This window comes from Polynucleobacter sp. (assembly GCF_018500155.2).
Classification (GTDB): Bacteria; Pseudomonadota; Gammaproteobacteria; order Burkholderiales; family Burkholderiaceae; genus Polynucleobacter.
Window position 1 is genome coordinate 1 of sequence record NZ_JAHBAK020000026.1, and the last position, 11,856, is coordinate 11,856.

The 11,856-nt window shown below is 46.0% G+C and carries 14 protein-coding genes; 4 read left to right on the plus strand and 10 right to left on the minus strand.

Going from position 1 to position 11,856, the window contains the following annotated elements; translation table 11 throughout:
- On the plus strand, positions 1 to 858 hold an 858-nt coding region (locus KIH43_RS03120), incomplete at its 5' end, for an aminotransferase class III-fold pyridoxal phosphate-dependent enzyme (protein WP_297717612.1).
- A 33-nt stretch (positions 859 to 891) separates the two neighbouring features.
- On the opposite strand, the gene KIH43_RS03125 is transcribed toward KIH43_RS03120, so the two are convergent.
- From KIH43_RS03125 to KIH43_RS03155, 7 genes are all read right to left on the minus strand, one after another.
- A complete protein-coding gene (locus tag KIH43_RS03125) occupies positions 892 to 1,605 on the minus strand; it encodes an ABC transporter ATP-binding protein (RefSeq protein WP_297717614.1) in 714 nt (237 codons plus the stop codon).
- Positions 1,605 to 2,378 carry an ABC transporter ATP-binding protein gene (locus tag KIH43_RS03130; RefSeq protein WP_297717617.1) on the minus strand — a complete coding sequence of 258 codons (774 nt, stop codon included), beginning with the start codon at positions 2,376 to 2,378 and terminating at the stop codon, positions 1,605 to 1,607. The genes KIH43_RS03125 and KIH43_RS03130 overlap by 1 nt, the downstream gene beginning before the upstream one ends.
- Positions 2,375 to 3,421 carry an ABC transporter ATP-binding protein gene (locus KIH43_RS03135; protein WP_296970649.1) on the minus strand — a complete coding sequence of 349 codons (1,047 nt, stop codon included), beginning with the start codon at positions 3,419 to 3,421 and terminating at the stop codon, positions 2,375 to 2,377. Before KIH43_RS03135 ends, KIH43_RS03130 begins: the two co-directional genes overlap by 4 nt.
- 37 nt (positions 3,422 to 3,458) lie before the next feature.
- Positions 3,459 to 4,394: a branched-chain amino acid ABC transporter permease gene (locus KIH43_RS03140; RefSeq protein ID WP_297717620.1), complete on the minus strand. Its 936-nt coding sequence runs from the start codon at positions 4,392 to 4,394 to the stop codon at positions 3,459 to 3,461.
- 63 nt (positions 4,395 to 4,457) lie between these two features.
- The gene (locus KIH43_RS03145) at positions 4,458 to 5,642 is read right to left on the minus strand and encodes a branched-chain amino acid ABC transporter substrate-binding protein (RefSeq protein WP_296970175.1); all 1,185 of its coding nucleotides are present in this window, start codon (positions 5,640 to 5,642) and stop codon (positions 4,458 to 4,460) included.
- Between the two features lie 32 nt (positions 5,643 to 5,674).
- Complete coding sequence (gene ispH / locus KIH43_RS03150) at positions 5,675 to 6,610, minus strand: 4-hydroxy-3-methylbut-2-enyl diphosphate reductase (protein WP_297717623.1); 936 nt, start codon at positions 6,608 to 6,610, stop codon at positions 5,675 to 5,677.
- 9 nt (positions 6,611 to 6,619) lie between these two features.
- Positions 6,620 to 7,066 carry an FKBP-type peptidyl-prolyl cis-trans isomerase gene (locus tag KIH43_RS03155; RefSeq protein WP_296970161.1) on the minus strand — a complete coding sequence of 149 codons (447 nt, stop codon included), beginning with the start codon at positions 7,064 to 7,066 and terminating at the stop codon, positions 6,620 to 6,622.
- Positions 7,067 to 7,096: 30 nt separating this feature from the next.
- Here KIH43_RS03155 and radC point away from each other — a divergent pair, with 30 nt between their 5' ends.
- The 3 genes from radC (at position 7,097) to rpmG (ending at position 8,360) form a co-directional block, all read left to right on the plus strand.
- Entirely contained in the window at positions 7,097 to 7,792 is a 696-nt protein-coding gene (radC, locus tag KIH43_RS03160; protein WP_297717627.1) for a DNA repair protein RadC, read from the plus strand.
- Positions 7,793 to 7,947: 155 nt separating this feature from the next.
- Positions 7,948 to 8,181 (plus strand): 50S ribosomal protein L28, encoded by a 234-nt coding sequence (rpmB, locus tag KIH43_RS03165; protein WP_076023792.1) that lies wholly within the window; start codon positions 7,948 to 7,950, stop codon positions 8,179 to 8,181.
- Between the two features lie 11 nt (positions 8,182 to 8,192).
- On the plus strand, positions 8,193 to 8,360 hold the full coding sequence (rpmG, locus tag KIH43_RS03170; protein ID WP_015421876.1) for a 50S ribosomal protein L33: 168 nt from the start codon (positions 8,193 to 8,195) through the stop codon (positions 8,358 to 8,360).
- A gap of 68 nt (positions 8,361 to 8,428) precedes the next feature.
- Here the strand turns inward: rpmG and KIH43_RS03175 are convergent, their stop codons facing one another.
- From KIH43_RS03175 to purN, 3 genes are read right to left on the minus strand one after another with little or no spacing between them, the layout of a single operon-like run.
- Positions 8,429 to 9,628 carry an acyl-CoA desaturase gene (locus tag KIH43_RS03175; protein WP_297717630.1) on the minus strand — a complete coding sequence of 400 codons (1,200 nt, stop codon included), beginning with the start codon at positions 9,626 to 9,628 and terminating at the stop codon, positions 8,429 to 8,431.
- Between the two features lie 42 nt (positions 9,629 to 9,670).
- Positions 9,671 to 11,215, minus strand: coding sequence for an RsmB/NOP family class I SAM-dependent RNA methyltransferase (locus KIH43_RS03180; protein WP_297717633.1), 1,545 nt, complete (start codon positions 11,213 to 11,215; stop codon positions 9,671 to 9,673).
- Complete coding sequence (gene purN, locus KIH43_RS03185) at positions 11,212 to 11,841, minus strand: phosphoribosylglycinamide formyltransferase (protein ID WP_297717636.1); 630 nt, start codon at positions 11,839 to 11,841, stop codon at positions 11,212 to 11,214. Before purN ends, KIH43_RS03180 begins: the two co-directional genes overlap by 4 nt.
- Positions 11,842 to 11,856 lie beyond the last annotated feature (15 nt).

Below are 11,856 nucleotides of genomic sequence, written 5' to 3' on the forward strand. Positions count from 1 at the left end.
AAATTAGCTCGCAAATGGGGCCAGCTCAATAAATCAGGTGCTTTTGAAATCATTACGTTTGATCATAGCTTTCATGGACGCACTCTCGCGACCATGAGTGCCTCTGGGAAACCAGGCTGGGACACGATGTTTGCCCCACAGGTCCCAGGCTTTCCGAAAGCTGATTTAAACGATTTAGATTCAGTAAAAAAATTGGTGTCGGATAAAACCGTTGCCGTCATGCTAGAGCCCGTTCAAGGTGAAGGTGGCGTCATTCCTACCACCAAAGAATTTATGCGCGAACTGCGCCAGTTCACTAAAGAAAATAATATTCTGCTCATCGTTGATGAGGTTCAAGCAGGTTGCGGACGGACAGGCACCCTATTTGCTTATCAACAATATGGCATCGAGCCTGACATCATGACTTTGGGGAAAGGTATTGGTGGTGGCGTCCCTCTTGCAGCGTTGCTCGCTACTGATGCTGTTGCCTGTTTTGTACCGGGCGACCAAGGCGGCACCTATAACGGTAATCCTCTCATGACAGCAGTAGGTATCAGCGTGATTGAACAGTTACTAGCTCCTGGATTTTTAGAAAATGTAAGAGCCAAGGGCGAACTACTCAAATCCGAATTACTCAAACTCAGCGCTGAATTTCATCTTGAAGGCGAACGTGGCGAAGGGTTGCTGCGCGCACTCATGCTAGGCAAAGACATTGGCGGAAAGTTGGTGGAATTAGCCAGAGAGCGCAACCCCGAAGGTCTATTAATTAACTCACCAAGACCTAACCTATTACGCTTTATGCCTGCACTCAATATTGCTGATGACGAGATTCGTCAGATGTGCGGCATGCTACGCGAGTTACTCAAAGAAGCGGCGTAAAGCGCGAGTGATTACGCCTTTGATTTGGTGGGTTTACTCACCCAAGTAGGCAGTACGTACACGCGGATCTTGCAGTAGCTCCTGTCCAGAACCAGACAGGGTAATCAAGCCGCTTTCCATCACATAAGCCCGATCAGCCATTTGTAGTGCAAGACGGGCATTTTGCTCGACCAATAAGATGGTCATTCCTTTTGACGACAGATTACGAATAACATCGAAAATCGTCTCCACCATGATTGGGGAGAGTCCCATCGACGGTTCATCAAGCAATAAAAGCTTTGGTTGCGCCATCATGGCACGACCCATTGCCACCATTTGTTGCTCGCCACCAGAGAGCGTCCCGGCTAACTGAGATAAACGCTCTTTCAATCTTGGGAAATACGTAAAGACTTCCTCGAGCTTTTGATGCACAACTTTTGCATCTGTTTTTAGAAAAGCGCCCATTTGTAAATTCTCAAGAATCGTCATACGCTTAAACACTCCGCGACCCTCAGGGACAAGACCAAGACCCAGCTTCACCAAATCATAGGCCGGCAATTGATTGACGCTCTGACCTAAAAAATCAATAACGCCTGAGGCCGGGGTCAATAATCCTGCAATCGCTTTTAGACTTGAACTCTTACCGGCGCCGTTTGCCCCAATTAAGGCAACTAGTTCACCTTGATTGACATGAAGGTCGATGCCCTTCACAGCATTAATGCCGCCATAGGAAACCCGAAGGTCTTGCACTTGGAGTATGGCGCTCATTACACAGCCCCCTGTCCAAGATAGGCCTTAATGACCTCTGGATGCGCGCGAACATCCGCTGGCTTACCTGTAGCAATTACTTTTCCATAATCTAATACGGTCAAGCTATCGCAAATTCCCATGACCAAACTCACATCATGCTCAATCAACAAGATGGTCTTGCCATCAGCCCGAATGCGAAGCAGTAGCTCACGAAGTTCCAACTTCTCAGTAGCATTCATACCAGCAGCAGGCTCATCTAATGCTAAAAGTTTTGGCTCGGTAGCAAGCGCTCTCGCAATCTCCAGGCGACGTTGGTGACCATAAGAGAGGTTACGTGCCTGCATATCTGCGTATTCACTGAGGCCGACATACTGTAGCAATGAAAGTGACTTTTCACGAATCGCTTTTTCTTCACGCAATGTCGAAGGAAAGCGAAAGATAGCGCCTAATAAACCCGCATGAGAGCGGCAATGACAACCCACCATCACATTTTCTAAAACAGTCATCTCACCAAAAAGACGAATATTCTGAAAAGTTCTTGCAAGCCCCGATTGAGTGACTTTTGCAACGGATTGGGGGAAATAGTCTTTGCCGTCAAATAAAAATATGCCTGAGTCTGCTGGATACAAACCTGTAATGACATTAAAGAAAGTGGTTTTACCTGCGCCATTAGGACCAATTAATCCAACGATCGCGCCTTGAGGCACTTGCAAGCCAACTGAGTCCAAAGCCTGAACACCGCCAAATCGTTTTGAAACATCACTCACATCTAAAAGCAGTTGGGTAGTCATGATTGGCTGCCCCTTTTTTGCCAAATGCCACCAGGGCGATAGAGCATGATCAATATCAATGCGAGACCGTAAATCAACTGACGAATCACTTCCACATCCACAATCACTTGACCAAATAGTGCTTTTTGAATTGGCTCAGCCACTCCACGCAAAATTTCAGGAAATACGGCAAGTACAATTGCCCCGAGAATGACGCCCGGTATATGTCCAATTCCACCCAATACCACCATCGCTAAAACGACGATGGACTCCCAAAGCGTGAATGATTCTGGCGATACAAATCCTTGAAAAGCAGAAAACAACACGCCTGCCACACCCGCAAAAGAGGCGCCAATAGCAAAGGCAAGCAATTTCATATTGCGTGTATTAATGCCCATGGCTTTCGCAGCGATTTCATCTTCACGAATGGCGATCCAAGCACGACCAATCCGTGAATTCTGAAGATGTATACATACGATCGTCACAGCAATAGCTAAAGCCAAAAAAAGATAAAAAACTAAATACAGTCCCGGAATTTGCGCAAACCCAATATCCAATGGTTTTGTGAAAGTAACGCCAAATATGGTCAATGGATCTATCGCAGTGATCCCTTTAGGCCCATTCGTTAAATTCAATGGGCGATCGAGGTTATTCATAAAAATCCGAATAATTTCTCCAAAGCCCAGCGTGACAATGGCTAAGTAATCCCCTCGCAGTTGCAAGGTGGGCAAGCCAAGAATGATGCCAAAAAGCGCGGCCAAAATAATTGAGAAGATGACGACCATCCAAGGAGAAAAATGCATCCCTTGTGGAAATGCTGCAGCAATCGTTTCAAAGTGCTGCGGTAAGTGCGGTGATGCTAGTAACGCGTAGCTATATGCACCTAGCGCGTAGAAGGCGATGTAACCTAAATCTAGCAACCCAGCAAAACCAACCACCACATTTAAGCCTAATGCTAGAACAATGTAGAGCAATGCAAAGTCCAGCACTCGCACCCAATAATTGCCGCCACTTGCGCCCACAATCCAAGGTAGCAATATCAATGCCACAGCACCAAGCCAAATATAAGCAGATCGATTCAGACGGTTTACCGCCAAACTCTTAAGCACGATCGGAAACCTTTTCGCCCAAAAGGCCGGTGGGACGTAATACCAAAACCAAGATCAGCACCAAGAAAGCAAAAATATCTTGATAGTTAGACCCAAAAACACCGCCCGTTAACTCTCCTATGTAGCCAGCACCCAAAGACTCAATCAGCCCTAGCAATAAGCCACCTAGCATTGCGCCTTGTAAATTACCAATACCGCCCAACACTGCTGCAGTAAACGCCTTTAACCCAGGAATGAATCCCATATAGAAATGGACATTCCCATAGTTACTTGCAATCATGACGCCAGCCAAACCCGCTAGAGCACCACCCAACATAAACGTAATTGAAATAACGCGATTGGGATTCACACCCATCAATGATGCAATTTGTGTTTGCTCAGCCGTTGCACGCATTGCTCTACCAAGCTTGGTTTTCTCAACCAAAAATAGCAAACCACACATCACTATCAAAGCCGTCACAATAATCACGATTTCTTTACCTGTAATCGTGGCACCAGTAGAACCCAATTCAATAGGGTTAGAAGGCAATAACTGTGGATAGGTCATTGGATTTCTGGACCAAATCAACATGGCAATCGTTTGCAACAAAATGGACATACCAATGGCAGAAATCAAGGGCGCTAAGCGTGGCGCATTCCGCAATGGTCGATAAGCGATACGCTCAATCCAATAACTGAGGCCTGCGCAAAAAGCCATCGTCAGCGGCAACACAATGAGTAAGGTCAACCAGCCTGGTAAGTCCGCTGTCATACCCATAATGAGACGTAACAATGAAAGCGAGACCATGGCACCAATCATCAATACTTCGCCATGCGCAAAGTTAATAATGCCAAGCACCCCGTAAACCATGGTGTAGCCTAAAGCAATCAAGGCATAGATGCTACCAAGCACCAAGCCATTGACTATCTGCTGAAGAAAAATATCCATGAATAAATGGTAGATGCGCTACAAAAAAAGAGCACCGCATTTGCGGTGCTCTTTAGCTGTGCTTTACATATTGATAACGTCAAGAACGGATTTCTTTTTATCTTTGAAGTCGTATAAAGTGATCACGCCTTCTTTCATATCGCCTTTGTTGTCAAAAGCAATATTGCCTACTAGGCCATTCATCTTCGTTTCTGGCATCACTACCAAAATCTTTGCAGGATCCGTAGAGTTAGCACGCTTCATTGCGTCAACGAGAACATATACAGCATCGTAGGTAAATGGTGCATAGATCTGGACATCAGAGTTAAAGCGCTCTTTGTAACGCTTCTGGAAATCAGCGCCCTGAGCCATTTTGGATAACGCTTTACCAGCCTCAGAGCAGGTCACATTCACTACTGCATCTCCAGCCAACTCAGCTAATTTCTCTGTACACATACCATCGCCACCAACGATCTTGGCTTTAATACCCAACTCCGTTGCCTGTTTCGTCAATGGACCGCCAGTAGCATCCATACCGCCATACATAATGACATCAGGTTTGCTGCCTTTGATTTTTGTCAGAATCGCTTTGAAATCAGTAGCTTTGTTATTACTTGCTTCGCGCGTGACCACTTTGAGGCCTGCAGCTTTTACAGTTTTCTCAAATTCATCAGCCAAGCCTTTGCCATATTGAGTGGAGTCATCGATGATCGCCACTGTTTTCGCCTTCAGAGTATTAGCAACATAGTTACCTAAAGCAGGACCCTGTTGTGCATCAGTTGCCACGAGTCGATAAGTCGTTTTAAATCCTTGCTTGGTGTAGTCAGGATTAGTGGCAGATGGTGATATTTGGGTAATTCCAGCATCGCTATAAATTTTGGAAGCAGGAATACTTGTTCCTGAGTTGAGGTGTCCAACAACGCCAACAACTTTTGCATCCACCAATTTTTGTGCGACCTGGGTAGCGGTTTTTGGATCTTCAGCATCATCTTCTGGCACCAAGGTGAGAACAACTTTTTTGCCATCAATCGTTAAGCCTGCCTTATTGATTTCCTCTAAAGCCAAACGAGCGCCGTTCTCATTATCTTTACCCAAGTGCGCAATTGGTCCAGTGAGTGGGGCTACGTGGCCAATTTTGACTTCTACGCCATCGGCAGGCACTGCCGCAGACTTATTGTCACCCTTGCCACATCCAACCAAAATCAATGTTGCCGCAGATAAAGCCAGCGCACTTTTTGTAAAAGTCATTTTTGACGCATTTGATTTCATCATCTACCGCTCCTTTGTTATCAAGCAAAACTTCAGTCGACTAAATTTTTTGGCAAGGAAAAAGTGACGTCTTCTACGACGCCAGACATTGCCCTGACACTACGAGGCCCAAACTCCTGAATTCGCGCAACAATCGCTTGCGCCAAGCTCTCTGGAGCAGAAGCCCCCGCAGTTAATCCAACCCGTTTTTTTCCGGCAAACCACTCGGGCTTTAATTGCTCTGGCGCATCCACCATGTAAGAGGGTACACCCATCTTTTCAGATAATTCACGCAAACGATTGGAGTTTGAGCTAGTCGCACTCCCAACGACAATGACTACCTCCACTTGAGGCGCCATGAATTTCACTGCATCTTGGCGATTCTGTGTTGCATAGCAAATATCTTGCTTGCGAGGCTGAACAATATTAGGGAATTTTTTTGTGAGCGCTTCAACAATTTCCTTTGTTTCATCAACCGATAAGGTGGTTTGCGTTACAAACGCAATTTTTTCATCGGCAGCAAAAGGTAACTTCCCTACATCAGTGACCTTCTCAATCAAAAAGACACCCTCTTTAACTTGGCCCATCGTGCCTTCAACCTCGGGGTGTCCTGCATGTCCAATCATGAGTACCGTAAAGCCTTCTTTACACATTTTTATGACTTCAAGATGAACCTTAGTCACCAAGGGACAAGTAGCGTCATACACCTGGAGTCCACGCTCCTCTGCGTCTTTGCGCACCTCTTGAGAGACTCCGTGCGCGCTAAAAATCACAATGCCCCCTTTGGGAACCTCATGCAATTCATTTACAAATACAGCGCCTTTATCACGCAACTCATTCACAACATAAACGTTGTGAACAATTTCGTGACGAACGTAAATGGGTGCCCCAAAGCGATTGAGTGCTTCATTGACGATGTTAATCGCACGATCAACGCCCGCGCAAAATCCGCGTGGCTGTGCCATCAAAATCTCTGGAGTATCTTGCATGCTCATCTTTTAGAGAATGGCGACAATTTGCGCTTCAAAGGTAACTGCTCGACCTGCAAGCGGATGATTGAAATCAAACCATGCGCCTTCTTCATTGATCGACTGCAATACTCCCGCGTATTGCGCGCCGCCTGGTGCATTAAATTCAATGACATCCCCCGGATGAAATTCCACATCATCCTCACGCCCTTCTTTGAGCGCTTTCAGAGAAACCCACTGCACTAAGTCTTCTTTGCGCTCACCAAAACTCTCCTCTGGTGATAGCAGAGCACTTTTTTTATCGCCCACACCCAAACCTAACAACACTTTTTCAAAACAAGGAGCAAATTGTCCAGAGCCCATCAAAACCGTCGCAGGCCGATCAATAAAAGTATTGATGTAATCCTCCCCATTAGGCAGAGTGAGCCTGTAATTGAGAGTCAAATAGGAATTAGGCAAAACAGTAAGCTTAGTCATAAGCTAATTGTATCTAGCCCTGCGTCAGTGGTGGACTCCCCTATCCCGCAGTGGCCCAAAAATGAACAACCACGAGAAAAACTTCGCTTGCATGGCGCAAGATGCCTGACCGATGAGGAGTTGCTTGCCATTTTTTTGCGGGTAGGGATCAAAGGTAAAAGCGCAGTAGCCTTGGCTAAAGATTTACTTCACCACTTTGGCGGCCTTCCTCGCCTATTGGCAAGCTCTCCTGATGAATTTGTCCGTATTCAAGGCATGGGAATATCTAAATGGGCGCAAATCCAGGCAGCATATGAACTGGTCAAACGCAGCCTTGAGGATACGCTGCTTCAAGGCTCCATCTTTTCTGATCCAGGACATGTAAAGGAGTTTTTACAAGCCAAAATTGGAAGTCTGCCTCATGAAGTCTTTTTATGCCTCTATTTAGACTCATGTCTCCACTTGATAGAGTGTCAGGAGATTTTTAGGGGCTCCATCACCAAAACAGCGGTGTACCCAAGGGAAATCCTCAAAGAAGCGCTTGCCAGGAATGCCAGCGCCATCATCGTTGCCCATAATCACCCCAGCGGCAACCCACTCCCCAGCGCTGCGGATCAAGAGCTTACCCAGACCCTCATCCAAGCCCTAGCTCTTGTCGAAATTCCACTCCTAGATCACTGCATTGTCAGTAAGCGAGGATTTTTCTCTTTTTCTCAATCAGGCTTTATAAAATATGATCAAAATTGATAGTAATTACTAACTTTTAATCGGCAAGCTTCCCCCTGCAACACTTTCCGAGTGAGTTTTATTCCCAAAGTCTAGTCTTGGAGCCAATTAAGACTAGCCCAAAATAGGCTTTGACTGATACAATCTTCTTTTTTCGCAATTAATGGAGTTATGTCATGGCAAAAGTTTGCCAAGTCACTGGGAAGAAGCCGATGGTTGGCAACAACGTCTCCCATGCAAACAACAAAACCAAGCGTCGCTTTTTGCCAAATTTGCAAAACCGTCGTTTTTGGGTTGAATCTGAAAACCGTTGGGTTAGCTTGCGCTTAACCAATGCTGGTTTGCGCGTTATCGATAAAAATGGCATCGATGCTGTTTTGTCTGATCTTCGTGCACGCGGCGAAATTTAAGGAGCGCACAAATGGCTAAAGGCGGCAGAGAAAAAATCAAGTTAGAGTCATCAGCTGGTACTGGTCACTTTTACACCACTTCAAAAAACAAGCGTACTAAGCCTGAGAAAATGGAGATCATGAAATTTGATCCAACCATTCGCAAGCATGTCGCTTATAAAGAAACAAAATTGAAGTAAACCACTTCAAGCAAATAAAAAACCCGCTCTTTGGCGGGTTTTTTATTAACTCAAATTTTGAAAGTGCATTAAGCGTAGCGACGTAATCTTAATGAGAAGTCGCGCAAGCTTTTTAAGCCACTGTCTTCGGCGCGCTGACACCAAGCATGTAATTGAGACAACAATTGCTCACGTGTTGCGCTAGAGCGACCCCAGATGGCCTGCAGTTCACGGCGCATCTCAATCATCTTTCTTAACTGCGCATTAGTAGCCATTAACTCTTCTAGCTTTTGCTTTTCTTCTTCGCTTAAACGCGTTTCATCCTTTGATAACCAAACGCGTGCGTCACTCAAATGCGCTGCGAGCACTTGCATATGCTGCACTTCATTATTAAAGAAAGCGCGCAATGTCTTACTGTAACGCGCCATGATTTCATAACGATTGGCAATGATGGCTTCTAAAGTATTTTGATCAGCAGGTCGCAAATCACTTAGCACTGGTTTTGGCGGCGTCTTCTTCACGGAAGCCAAACCAACCTTACTCATCATTTGAATGTAGAGCCAGCCAATATCAAACTCATACCATTTATTAGAGAGCTTAGCGCTAGTGGCATAAGTGTGGTGATTGTTATGCAACTCTTCGCCACCAATCAAAATACCCCACGGAAAAATATTGGTGGAAGAATCTTCGCAATCGAAATTACGGTAACCCCAATAGTGGCCAATGCCATTAATGATTCCGGCTGCTGTAATTGGAATCCATAACATTTGTACCGCCCATACTGTGAGACCAATCGCGCCAAACAAGAACACATCGATGATGAGCATGATGGCAACGCCTTGCCAAGAAAACTTGGAATACACATTGCGCTCTAGCCAATCATCAGGCGTACCATGACCATACTTTTCTAGTGTTTCCTGATTTTTTGCTTCCTTTTTGTAAAGCTCGGCACCGCGCGATAAAACAGTTCCAATACCCAAGATTTGTGGGCTATGAGGATCATCTACCGTTTCACATTTGGCGTGGTGCTTGCGATGAATGGAGGCCCATTCCTTTGTCACCATACCGGTAGTTAGCCACAGCCATAAACGGAAAAAATGAGAGGCGATTGGATGCAGATCCAAAGCGCGATGCGCCTGGCAGCGATGTAAAAAAATGGTGACTGATGCAATAGTGATGTGGGTGAGCACCAAGGTGAACAACGTAATTTGCCACCAAGACCAATCTAGATATCCATGCGCCAACCAGTTGAGAAAACCATCAAAACCTGAGCTTAAAACTGTATTCAAAAGAGCATCCTAATTAAGTATTAGCTTCTATTTTAGTGTTTTTTAGCCTTTTTTGGGCTTATCTTTCGTTATCTCTGGGGTTTTAGTCTTTTCAGGATTATCGGGTTTGCCACCCTTTTTCTGAAAAATGGCTCCAAAAAACCCATCCGTTCCATGAATATGAGGCCACAACTGCCACCATGGATTCTCTGTAGAACATCCCAATGGTAATTTATCCTTTGGAAACAATGACTTAAGAACATCTGCGGCCGGAATTGCCTCAAATTCTGGGTGTTTTAACAAAAATTCCTCAGCGATGACTTGGTTTTCTTGGGGCAAAAGACTGCAAGTTGCGTAAACCAAGCGTCCGCCGGGTTTTAAAAGACGGGCAGCAGAAGTCAAAATGCTCATTTGCTTCTGATTGAGCTCACCAACCCCTTCTGGAGTTTGGCGCCACTTTAAATCAGGGTTTCGACGCAATGTACCCATTCCGCTACAAGGGGCATCCACAAGAACTCGATCAATCTTGCCAGCCAACCGCTTGATCTTGGCATCGTTTTCACTATCAATCCAAACTGGGTGAACATTAGAAAGTCCACTGCGGGCTTGTCTTGGCTTTAAATTGGCCAAGCGACGCTCTGATGTGTCAAAGGCATAGAGGCGCCCAGTAGATCGCATCAGTGCGCCAATAGCGAGCGTCTTGCCGCCGGCTCCAGCACAAAAATCGACCACCATCTCTCCACGTTTAGGGGCTAGCAAGTACGCTAAAAGTTGACTGCCTTCATCTTGCACTTCGAACATGCCAGCCTTAAATCCCGCTGTATTTTGTAAGGCAGGCTTACCCATGATGCGCACACCATCAGGTGCATAAGGAGTGGGTACTGCTTGATAACGTCCGCCTAGCGCATTCATCTGCGCCAATAATTCTTCGCGGTTTGTTTTCATTGTGTTCGCACGCAAATCTAAAAGTGCAGGATGCATTAATGATTTTGCAAGTGCTTCTCGTGTTTCCTCACCGGGATACCTACCAAATGCTTCCCATAACCATTCTGGCAAATTGTTACGCACCAAAGGATTTAATGCAGCGGGGTCGACCGTTGAAAATCGCTGTAGCCATTCATATTCACCAGCCTTCAAGACGTGAGCTAAATCAGCAATTGCACTCTCAGCGCGGTTACCTGAACCCAAGCCACCTTCAGAGAGAGCGGACAGCAAACCCAATAGGGCTAAGCGTCTAGCCTGGGAGCCCTCTCCGCTAGCTGCAAATTGAGAAAACTCATTTTTACGACGCAAAATCGCAAAGGCACCCTCTGCGATTAACGCGCGATCGCGATTGCCTAGCTGTGGCTCCGAACGAAAATAGCGACTCACTACACGATCAGCGGGCTGATCAAAACGCAATAATTCTGGGAGCAATCTCTCGAGATGAATGGCATGCTGAGGCAACGCTTTAGCATGAGAAAAATTTTTCTGTCCTTCAGGCGCAATCAAATTACCGCTAGCGTTACGCCTTTCTGGGCGACGCAATGGATCTTTAGACTTAGTGGCATAGCTCTTTTGAGGACCCAATCGTTTATTGGGTTTTTTGCTTGGACGTTCTATGCTCATAATTTAAAAAATTGCGACTCCGGGGGTTCTAATTTCACTTGATTACCTTCAATGCGCAATCGTCCATCAAGAAACCATTTTACGGCCCGAGGATAAATCTGATGCTCAGCAGTCAAAACTCGTGCGGCTAAGGTATCAGCATCATCCCCTGCCAAAACAGGCACTGATGCTTGGCAAATAATAGGCCCTTCATCCACGCCCTCGTTCACAAAATGCACGGTGGCACCATGTTCTTTGACGCCAGCCTCTAGAGCCCGCTCATGGGTATGCAGACCTGGGAACGCGGGCAAAAGCGCGGGGTGAATATTGATGAGGCGCCCCTCAAAATGCCGAATAAAGGTGGGGGTCAGAATCCTCATAAACCCGGCGAGGACGACCAAATCGGCACCCAACTCATCAATTTTCCGGATTAGAGCTGCATCAAAAGACTCGCGGCTGGGATATTCCTTATGCTCAATAGCATATGCTGGAATGCCCTGCGAGCGAGCAAATTCAAGGCCTTTAGCCGCAGAATGATTTGCGATAACCCCAGCAAATTTCACGGGCCACTGCTCTTTTTGAGCTGTTTTGACGATGGCCTCGAAATTGGATCCGCGGCCTGAGATTAAGGTAACGATAGAAAGCATGCCCACAATATAATT

Bases quoted from the DNA above. Each gene is read 5' to 3' on its own strand.
- KIH43_RS03125 (WP_297717614.1), bottom strand. From the start codon at position 1,605: ATGAGCGCCATACTCCAAGTGCAAGACCTTCGGGTTTCCTATGGCGGC.
- KIH43_RS03130 (WP_297717617.1), bottom strand. From the start codon at position 2,378: ATGACTACCCAACTGCTTTTAGATGTGAGTGATGTTTCAAAACGATTT.
- KIH43_RS03140 (WP_297717620.1), bottom strand. From the start codon at position 4,394: ATGGATATTTTTCTTCAGCAGATAGTCAATGGCTTGGTGCTTGGTAGC.
- KIH43_RS03145 (WP_296970175.1), bottom strand. From the start codon at position 5,642: ATGAAATCAAATGCGTCAAAAATGACTTTTACAAAAAGTGCGCTGGCT.
- ispH (WP_297717623.1), bottom strand. From the start codon at position 6,610: ATGCAAGATACTCCAGAGATTTTGATGGCACAGCCACGCGGATTTTGC.
- KIH43_RS03155 (WP_296970161.1), bottom strand. From the start codon at position 7,066: ATGACTAAGCTTACTGTTTTGCCTAATTCCTATTTGACTCTCAATTAC.
- rpmB (WP_076023792.1), top strand. From the start codon at position 7,948: ATGGCAAAAGTTTGCCAAGTCACTGGGAAGAAGCCGATGGTTGGCAAC.
- rpmG (WP_015421876.1), top strand. From the start codon at position 8,193: ATGGCTAAAGGCGGCAGAGAAAAAATCAAGTTAGAGTCATCAGCTGGT.
- KIH43_RS03180 (WP_297717633.1), bottom strand. From the start codon at position 11,215: ATGAGCATAGAACGTCCAAGCAAAAAACCCAATAAACGATTGGGTCCT.
- purN (WP_297717636.1), bottom strand. From the start codon at position 11,841: ATGCTTTCTATCGTTACCTTAATCTCAGGCCGCGGATCCAATTTCGAG.